Origin of the sequence: Paenibacillus sp. E194, from assembly GCF_000935845.1 — a bacterium.
In the GTDB taxonomy this organism is placed as follows: domain Bacteria; phylum Bacillota; class Bacilli; order Paenibacillales; family Paenibacillaceae; genus Paenibacillus_B; species Paenibacillus_B alvei_B.
Window position 1 is genome coordinate 1 of record NZ_JMDX01000266.1, and the last position, 7336, is coordinate 7336.

A 7336-nucleotide genomic window follows, 5' to 3' on the forward strand; every position below is an offset into this window, starting at 1 on the left:
TCAACGACTCGTATGGCCATCAAATTGGCGAGTTAAAATCTTGAACCAAGTCAGCCGGATATTCGACTTTCAATTCGGGAGACTGATATTGCAGCTCGTTGGGGCGGTGAAGAGCTTGCGATTTATTTGCCTCAGTTGACCCTGCCCCAACACTCCGGGTGGCTGAACGCATACGAGCCCGGGTTGCGAACGAGACAGACCCGCGGGTAACAGTCTCATGCGGCATCGCGGACTGGAACTGGCAGGATGAGAAGATCAGTGTTGAATCCCTGTTCTACCGTGCGGATGTCGCTTTATATGAAGCGAAGCATGGTGGCCGCAATCAGATTCAAATGAGCAAGAAAGAGAAGTAAGCATCGTCTTGATGCCGCCGCATAATTCCAAAACAGACGTGACACGCTAAAAGAGGCGGGAATGCAAATTCCGACCTCTTTTTTTCGTTCATTTACAGTGGAGGTGACTTAATGACCATATTACGATCAACATTATGGGTGAAGCGGCGCCGTGCCATATGGACGGTAACTTTGCTGCTTGTTGTGCTTATTGCTCATGGATGTTCGATTGCCGACCATACTCCTCCTGATGCATTGCTCGATAGAGCGCTCAATGGAATGGTAGGCAAGGATCAGTTTCGCTTTCAGGGCATGGCCGAGATCCGAACAGGCAAAGATAAACTGCTAGCCAAGCAACTGCGATACGAGGGGGAAATTCAACAGCATAAGGGCACCCATATGCGAATCAGTCCTCAAGCGGAGCAGACAACGACCGAGGGCAGATGGAATCCTCTGCGACAATTGGAAGAGCTTCGAATCGATGGGGCGAAGCGGGTGAAGCTGCTGACGGATTCTGATCCAGTTGTTCAGACGCATGCTGGGTTGCCCAACCAAATGCGTGTAATGAGCATCGATGCGAAGCAGCGGGCAGACCTGATTCCATTGCAAATCGTAATCGGTGCAGATCAGGCAAAGCGCATGTATACCAAACAATTGGTTGAAGATTACGATCGGCTGATTACACCGAACGTGCAGCTGCAGCAAATGAAGGGCAGCATGTCGCAGGCTGATGAGCAGAAGCTTCAGAAGGAGTTAGCAGCTCTTGCTGCCCAAGGCCGCAAGGAGCTCCATGCAAGACTGGAGGATGCAGCGGTGCAGGCGAAGTATGTCGTGTGGGTGAATAAGCGGGATTCACTCCCTGCCTATGTCGAAGGTTGGATAACGTCATCCTATAAGGAGCAAGGGGAACCGAGAGAAGAATTGGTTCACATGCAGTCTCAATTCATATATGAGTAGATGTCTGCTGTACCATGCAGGAACACGCTGACTCTGCATGATCATCGTGATACAATGATAATCGTAAGTTCATGTTAACTGATCGAGGAGGAACCATAGGATGAAAGACCCAAGAATAGAACAGCTTGCGAAAAACTTGGTTGGATACTCAGTTGATGTACAGCCAGGGGAAAATATCCTTGTAGAGATGATTGGATCTGAGCGTGAATTGGTTAAGTGTATAGTGGATGAGATTGCTAAGCGCGGCGGTCGTCCATTTGTGCAACTGACGGATCGTTCTGTACTGCGTTCGCTTCTCTTGAATGCAACGAAAGAGCAGATGGAGACATGGAAAGAGTATGATCTGCTTCGGATGCAGAATATGCAGGGGTACATTGGAATCCGTGCTGGTGAGAATGCGAACGAATTGGCCGATGTGCCAAAAGATAAGATGACGTTGTACGAATCAATCTATTCCCATCCAGTACATATGGAAGAACGCGTTAAACGTACGAAATGGGTTGTGCTTCGCTATCCGAATGCCTCCATGGCTCAGCTGGCGAACACTTCGACAGAAGCATTTGAGGACTTCTACTTCAATGTTTGCAACTTGGACTACTCCAAGATGGATGCTGCGATGGATTCCTTGAAAAACTTGATGGATCGTACAGACAAGGTGCGCTTGGTCGGACCAGGGACAGATCTCAGCTTCTCCATCAAGAACATTGGTTCTGTCAAATGCTCCGGACAACGGAACATTCCAGACGGAGAAGTATACACGGCTCCAGTGCGTGATTCGGTGAATGGTACATTGTCCTACAATACACCGTCCATCTATAACGGGTTCACATTCGAGAACGTGAAATTCCGTTTTGAGAACGGTAAAATTGTGGAGGCAACAAGCAATGATACGGATCGCTTGAACGAAATCTTGGATTCGGATGAAGGTGCTCGCCACATCGGTGAATTTGCAATTGGCGTCAATCCGTATATTTTACACCCGATGAAGGACATTCTGTTCGATGAGAAGATTGCAGGCAGCATTCATTTCACACCAGGGCAAGCCTACGATACTGCTGATAACGGCAATCGTTCTTCCATCCACTGGGACCTGGTTCTGATCCAGCGTCCAGAGTACGGCGGCGGCGAAATGTACTTTGACGATGTGCTTGTTCGCAAAGACGGCCGCTTTGTTATTCCAGAGCTGGAATGCTTGAACCCTGAACATTTGAAGTAGTCTATATTTGCCTGCTTCATCTGATGGATTTCACCTTGCGCCCAGCATCTTATTCACGGTATGATGGAAGCGTATAAATTAGATGTGATTTACTGAGACGGAGGGATTTCAATGTCTAATAACACGGCAATTGTGGAAATCTCGCAAACAGCGAACAAATTCAGATCTTCGATTGTGTTACAAGCCGACAACAAATACATTGACGTAAAAAGTATTCTTGGTTTGTTCACGACACTCGTTGGCAATCAAGCGTATGAACTGCATGTTCATGGACCGGATGTGGACGAAGCGAAAGTAGCTATGTCTGATGTATTCGAGAAGCATGGTCTGAATGTAACTGTTGTAGCCGAATAATTCGGATCGAGAATTGGGGGGCCGGGACGTATTGTCTCGGCTCTTCTTTCTTTTGGACAAGCACTTTCTGTTTATTATTGAAATACGCTGCTAATTTTTTGCTCTCTCAAGTTTTCTCTATGAGATGGAAATTATGCTCATCATGCAAGGCGTCGCGTCACTTTGGTTCAAGGCATTTCAGGTGGAAATGTGCGCATTGTCACACAGAAGTTCGCGGTGCATCTTGTGTTACAGGTCATGATCGTCTAATATTAGAAATAGAACAAACGTGACTTCGAGTCATAGGGGGGAAATCAGGCATGTCTTCGTCGGATGTGGTACAACAGATCAATGATAAAGCGCTCGCTCTGCTTGAAGATGATGCGCATCAAATAGAGAAACTCATTCAAGTTCAAATGGAGAACTTGGCGACGCGTTACTGCCCTCTCTATGAGGAAGTGCTAGATACGCAAATGTATGGTTTTTCTAGACAGGTGGATTTTGCAGTTAGAGCGGGATTGGTAGAAGAGGCTGTCGGACGTATGCTGGTCAGCAGATTAGAGCGGAATCTTGCTGTACTGTATGAAGCATTGAACAAAGAAGAGAAATAAGATGAATGAAATTGCTCAGTGCGTAAACGACTGAATACAAAGAAAGCTTGGGACAAGTCCCAAGCTTTTTGTGTTTTGTTGGCAAATGGAAGGAAGGAGACAACGGCAAGCTGTTTCCATACACGAATCATGAATCAGACATCTATACGAGGTAAAAAGATACGCCAAGAATAATATACACAGCGAGCAGCAGCAGTCCTTCGTACCAATTCGTACGTCCATCCTGAGAAATCGACTTCGCGATAAAGACAGAGACCGCAATGGCCACCATTTCAATGGTTGTAAACACGATGTCCATCGTTTGCCCGAAGAGTGCACTGACAAATACGAGTACCGGTGCTACGAACAGAGCAATTTGCAAGCTGCTGCCGATTGCAATCTCTACAGCAGCGCCGATCTTATTCTTCATCGCCATCATGACAGCAGCGCTATGCTCTGCGGCGTTACCGACGATTGCAATAACGAATGCGCCCACGAACAGTTCGGATAAGCCGAATTGTGCGGTGAACGAATCAAGGGTGCCAACCAGCCATTCACTCACGAATGCTACCATAACCGTAGCTAGGAGCAGGAATACGATAGACTTTGATTTTGACCAAGCTGGTTCTTCTTCTGCCTGCTCCTCGCCAACCGCTGATTCATCGGTGAGCATGTCTTTATGAGTAATCATAGAGAACACGAGCCAGAGCAAGTAAGCAGCGATCAATACGCCGGCAACGATAAGACTGAGTGTCTTCGTGCCTTCTGTACTAATCGAATGGGTGGTGAAAAATGCGGCAGGCACGAATAAGGCAATCACAGCAAGCAGCATCAGGGAACCGTTCATGCCTGCAAGCTCGATGTTGAACCGCTGCACCTTGTATTTTAAGCCGCCTACAAATAAGCTAAGCCCCAATACAAGCAGTAAGTTGCCGATAATCGCACCAGTCAAGCTGGCCTTGACCATGTCGAACAATCCTTCCCGTACAAGGAAGATTGCGATGATGAGCTCAGCTGCATTGCCGAAGGTTGCATTAAGGAAGCCACCGAGCCGCTGGCCAGCGTAGTGGGATACACTCTCTGTGGCCCGTCCAAGAAAGCCGGCGACGAAAATAATCGCGACTGCGGAGATGACGAATTGCAATGTCATATTCCAGTGAAGGTAATGACCTACCCCGCTAAGGGCGAATGAGGTGCACAAAAGCACAAAAAACAATCGGTTGCGCAAACCGATCACTCCTAACGTTCATAAGGTATGGAGCAAAACATCTGATATTTAATATAGCGAACTGATTTTCGTTTGTAAACTATGCCAATTGATCCATATCATCGGTGTGAATTGAATCTGATTCGAATTGAATACACTGTTTGCTTTCATGTTCAAAAATCGACTACAATATAGGGGAGACAGAAAGGAGGATGACGATGGCTGAGGAACAATTGAACACGCAGGAAGGTAACATTCGGATATCCGACGATGTCGTCGCCACAATCGCTGGTCTTGCTGCGCTTGAAACTCCAGGTATTGCTGCTATGTCAGGCGGACTGTCCGAAGGCTGGGCGAAGCGATTGAGCGGCAAGAACGTACAAAAGGGTGTATCTGTAGAGGTAGGCCAAGTGGAAGCTGCTATTGATCTGCGAGTGATTGTTATGTATGGCATGCCAATTCAGGAAGTGTGCCGCCAGTTGCAATTAAACGTCCGCGAAGCGGTTCAGAATATGACCGGACTAGGCGTCGTTGAAATTAATGTTAAGGTTGAGGGCGTCGCATTTAAAGATGAGGAACTGGAAGAGATCCAGCGAATCAGTAAATAGGCACTTATGCTTGCATGCACACCACGAAAAAAAGACTACACGGACCTAAGCGGCCGGTAGTCTTTTTTGGTTGTTCGCTTGCGCGAATTCGGCAAGCTTCCAATTGGCTTCTTATCATGATTCATCCGATTCGCCTCACGTGACACACTGAGCAATATGCCGATACTCGCCATCGTAATGAGCAGCGAGGAACCGCCGTAACTGATGAGTGGAAGCGTGACACCGGTTATCGGGATCGTTCTCGTTACACCTCCGATGTTAATGAAGGCTTGAACGGCGATAATTCCAACGATGCCGACACTAACAAGTGTCCCGTACGTATCTGGACACCGGAGAGCGATCATAATGCCGCGCCAGATGAACATCAAATAAACGATCAGGAATATGCTTGTTCCAATAAAGCCCCATTCCTCGGCGATGATAGCGAAGATGAAGTCATTATACGGGTAGGGCAGATAGAGCAGCTTCTGGATGCTCTGACCGAACCCGGCACCTGTCCAACCGCCATGAGCGATCGCCTTCAACGATTGCAGCAAATTGTAACTGGTTCCTTGTGCATCTTGAAAGGGATCGAGCCAAGACTGGATGCGGGCGAATTGATATCCGTCCGTCAGCTTCCCGGGCGATAACAAAAAATGCAATCCTAGAACGACAATCACACCTGTCAGTCCTACCAACAGGCAATTCATGATGTGCTTCAGGTTGGCTCCGCCTGCAATGACGATAACACCGGCACAGAAGGCTAGAATCATGGCAGACCCAAAGTCGGGCTGCAGCATGATCAGGCCGACAACGAAGCCGACGATAATCATAACAGGAAAGAGTCCTTTTTTGAAATCTCGAAATTTCTCGCCTTTCTTGGTAATTAAGGCGGCCAGGTACAGAACAATTGATATCTTAGCTAGTTCTGTAGGCTGTATCCCGATTGAACCGACGCCAAACCAGCTGCGTGCTCCGTTCACATCCTTACCTATATACGGGACGAGCATTAGCATTATAATCGTAACAATAAATAAAGGGATAAATAACTTTTTATACATCGTGTACGGGATATTCATTGCAATGAGCATTGCGATGAATCCAAGTCCAGCCCACATGAGCTGACGCTTGCCGAAGTAAAGTGCATCATGGTTGTATAAAGCAGAAACGGCAGCCAGACTAGAACTCGCACTATATACCATGACGACACCGAATCCTACTAGCAATAACGTAAGCACGAGCAAGGTGAAATCCGGCGTGCCTTTGGCTGGTGGAGACGGGGTATCTCGTTTCATGGGTTTATATGTTGTTCTACTCAAATGAGAACCACTACGCGCTAAGCGCTTCCTTCAATTGATGAAGGCGTTGGGTAGCAGTATTGAGCTGTGCTTGCGGAATGGGTGTTTCATAATCCAATCCGTGCGGGAAAGACGCACGTCCCATGTAGACCGCTTCGATCGCCAGAATTGCATCTGGCTTCTCCAGCTTTCCTTCCTTCACCCGTGTGTTAATACGCAAATAATAGTCTTCGCTGCCTGCTTCCAGCTTCAAGTCGTATGTAGCACGGTAATACTCCCATTGGCCGCGAAAGAAACCGAGCTTCTCCATTGCTTCATCAAGATAAGCAAGGTCGGATTCAAGCCCGATCAGGCCAGAATTTTCGATTATCATGTACCACTTTCCTCCTTCGAGTTCTCGTCTACCTTGTAAGTACAACCATCTTTACTCTCTACCATGATAGTATGTTTCCTACGCTTGCGCAAGACACCTCTAGCAGGAGCGGATATGGCTCCATATTTCAGGCAGAATCATGCAAAGATGTCTACGAAAGAATGCATGTTATGGTACAATTATGAAAATGGAAACGTAGGGGGAGAGAAGGATGAGTGTGTCTCAGGCATCGTCCTTGTGGAAGGAAGCTTTGTCAGCGCAGTTTGACCAGATGATTGCATGGCGACGTTACTTGCATCAGAATCCGGAACTGTCCTATGAAGAATCGAATACAGCCGCATTTGTAGCGGAACAGTTGCGCTCCTTCGGAATTGAGGTTGAAACCGGCATTGGCGGCAACGGAGTGATAGGCCGCATTCGCAATGGTGATGGTGCAGTCGTTG

At 47.5% G+C, this 7336-nt stretch carries 8 protein-coding genes and 2 pseudogenes; 7 read left to right on the forward strand and 3 right to left on the reverse strand.

All coding sequences use genetic code 11. From position 1 onward, the window contains the following. From AZ66_RS30945 to AZ66_RS24605, 5 genes and pseudogenes are all read left to right on the forward strand, one after another. Nucleotides 1–353, forward strand: a pseudogene (locus AZ66_RS30945) (GGDEF domain-containing protein); the annotation flags it as partial. Between the two features lie 111 nt (nucleotides 354–464). After that, nucleotides 465–1289 (forward strand): hypothetical protein, encoded by an 825-nt coding sequence (locus AZ66_RS24590; protein ID WP_044357286.1) that lies wholly within the window; start codon nucleotides 465–467, stop codon nucleotides 1287–1289. Between the two features lie 100 nt (nucleotides 1290–1389). Continuing rightward, complete coding sequence (locus tag AZ66_RS24595) at nucleotides 1390–2505, forward strand: aminopeptidase (RefSeq protein ID WP_044357287.1); 1116 nt, start codon at nucleotides 1390–1392, stop codon at nucleotides 2503–2505. A gap of 111 nt (nucleotides 2506–2616) precedes the next feature. After that, on the forward strand, nucleotides 2617–2859 hold the full coding sequence (locus AZ66_RS24600) for an HPr family phosphocarrier protein (protein ID WP_021262577.1): 243 nt from the start codon (nucleotides 2617–2619) through the stop codon (nucleotides 2857–2859). A gap of 299 nt (nucleotides 2860–3158) precedes the next feature. Then, nucleotides 3159–3449 carry a YlaN family protein gene (locus AZ66_RS24605; RefSeq protein ID WP_021256677.1) on the forward strand — a complete coding sequence of 97 codons (291 nt, stop codon included), beginning with the start codon at nucleotides 3159–3161 and terminating at the stop codon, nucleotides 3447–3449. 142 nt (nucleotides 3450–3591) lie between these two features. Here the strand turns inward: AZ66_RS24605 and cax are convergent, their stop codons facing one another. Next, nucleotides 3592–4656: a calcium/proton exchanger gene (cax, locus tag AZ66_RS24610; RefSeq protein ID WP_021262576.1), complete on the reverse strand. Its 1065-nt coding sequence runs from the start codon at nucleotides 4654–4656 to the stop codon at nucleotides 3592–3594. Between the two features lie 197 nt (nucleotides 4657–4853). Here cax and AZ66_RS24615 point away from each other — a divergent pair, with 197 nt between their 5' ends. Beyond that, nucleotides 4854–5243, forward strand: coding sequence for an Asp23/Gls24 family envelope stress response protein (locus AZ66_RS24615; RefSeq protein WP_021256675.1), 390 nt, complete (start codon nucleotides 4854–4856; stop codon nucleotides 5241–5243). Nucleotides 5244–5278: 35 nt separating this feature from the next. Here AZ66_RS24615 and ftsW read toward each other — a convergent pair whose 3' ends face one another. After that, nucleotides 5279–6517 carry a putative lipid II flippase FtsW gene (gene ftsW / locus AZ66_RS24620; protein WP_021262575.1) on the reverse strand — a complete coding sequence of 413 codons (1239 nt, stop codon included), beginning with the start codon at nucleotides 6515–6517 and terminating at the stop codon, nucleotides 5279–5281. A gap of 34 nt (nucleotides 6518–6551) precedes the next feature. Further along, on the reverse strand, nucleotides 6552–6893 hold the full coding sequence (locus tag AZ66_RS24625; protein WP_021256673.1) for a YugN family protein: 342 nt from the start codon (nucleotides 6891–6893) through the stop codon (nucleotides 6552–6554). Between the two features lie 211 nt (nucleotides 6894–7104). Here AZ66_RS24625 and AZ66_RS24630 point away from each other — a divergent pair. Beyond that, a pseudogene (locus tag AZ66_RS24630) lies at nucleotides 7105–7336 on the forward strand (amidohydrolase); the annotation flags it as partial.

Excerpts from the sequence above, each read along its gene's own strand:
- AZ66_RS24595 (WP_044357287.1), top strand. The coding sequence starts at position 1,390 with ATGAAAGACCCAAGAATAGAACAGCTTGCGAAAAACTTGGTTGGATAC.
- AZ66_RS24590 (WP_044357286.1), top strand. The coding sequence starts at position 465 with ATGACCATATTACGATCAACATTATGGGTGAAGCGGCGCCGTGCCATA.
- ftsW (WP_021262575.1), bottom strand. The coding sequence starts at position 6,517 with ATGAAACGAGATACCCCGTCTCCACCAGCCAAAGGCACGCCGGATTTC.
- AZ66_RS24600 (WP_021262577.1), top strand. The coding sequence starts at position 2,617 with ATGTCTAATAACACGGCAATTGTGGAAATCTCGCAAACAGCGAACAAA.
- AZ66_RS24625 (WP_021256673.1), bottom strand. The coding sequence starts at position 6,893 with ATGATAATCGAAAATTCTGGCCTGATCGGGCTTGAATCCGACCTTGCT.
- AZ66_RS24615 (WP_021256675.1), top strand. The coding sequence starts at position 4,854 with ATGGCTGAGGAACAATTGAACACGCAGGAAGGTAACATTCGGATATCC.
- AZ66_RS24605 (WP_021256677.1), top strand. The coding sequence starts at position 3,159 with ATGTCTTCGTCGGATGTGGTACAACAGATCAATGATAAAGCGCTCGCT.